The organism is Mesorhizobium sp. M2A.F.Ca.ET.039.01.1.1 (assembly GCF_003998035.1).
In the GTDB taxonomy this organism is placed as follows: domain Bacteria; phylum Pseudomonadota; class Alphaproteobacteria; order Rhizobiales; family Rhizobiaceae; genus Mesorhizobium.
The window spans coordinates 1-822 of record NZ_RZRY01001352.1 but is presented as its reverse complement, the minus strand read 5'-3'; the positions used below and the strand labels follow the sequence as shown (position 1 = coordinate 822).

Sequence of the window (822 nt, the reverse complement as noted above, 5' to 3'; positions counted from 1 at the left end):
GGCCGGCCGGCCGGTGACGACCCGCCTGCTCGCCCCGCCGCTGCATGAATTCCTGCCCAAGACCGAGGCCGAGCTTGCCGAGGTGGCGAGCGCCATGAATGTCTCGGCCGACAAGCTGCGGCAACGCACCGAGGCGTTGCACGAGTTCAATCCGATGCTCGGCCATCGCGGCTGCCGGCTCGCCGTCTCCTATCCGGAGATCGCCGAGATGCAAGCGCGCGCGATCTTCGAGGCGGCGGTCGAGGCCGGACGCAAGGCCGGCGCGCTGGTGGTGCCGGAAATCATGGTGCCGCTGGTGGGGCTGGTGAAGGAGCTGGAATACGTCAAGGCGCGCATCGACGCGGTGGCGCAAAGCGTCATGCAGGAGACCGGCACCAAGATCGATTATCTAACGGGCACGATGATCGAGCTGCCGCGCGCGGCGATCCGCGCTCATGTCATTGCCGAAGCCGCCGAATTCTTCTCCTTCGGCACCAATGACCTCACCCAGACGACCTTCGGCATCTCGCGCGACGACGCGGCGTCCTTCCTTGAAACCTACCGGCAAAAGGGCATCATCGAGCAGGATCCGTTTGTGTCGCTCGATGTCGATGGCGTCGGCGAACTGGTGCGGATCGCTGCTGAAAAGGGCAAGGCGACCCGGCCCGGCATCAAGCTTGGCATCTGCGGCGAGCATGGCGGCGATCCGGCTTCGATCCGCTTCTGCGAGGAGGTCGGGCTCGACTATGTATCGTGCTCGCCCTACCGTGTGCCGATCGCCAGGCTGGCGGCCGCGCAGGCGGCCGTGGCGGCGGCGAAAGGCGCCGCCAAACGCGCCTGAGA

General features: G+C 66.7%; 1 protein-coding gene. It reads left to right on the top strand.

What is annotated here, in order from left to right:
* Positions 1–820, top strand: an 820-nt coding sequence (locus tag EOA24_RS39815; protein ID WP_348633115.1) for a putative PEP-binding protein, incomplete at its 5' end; no start/stop codon positions are given.
* Positions 821–822: the final 2 nt, after the last annotated feature.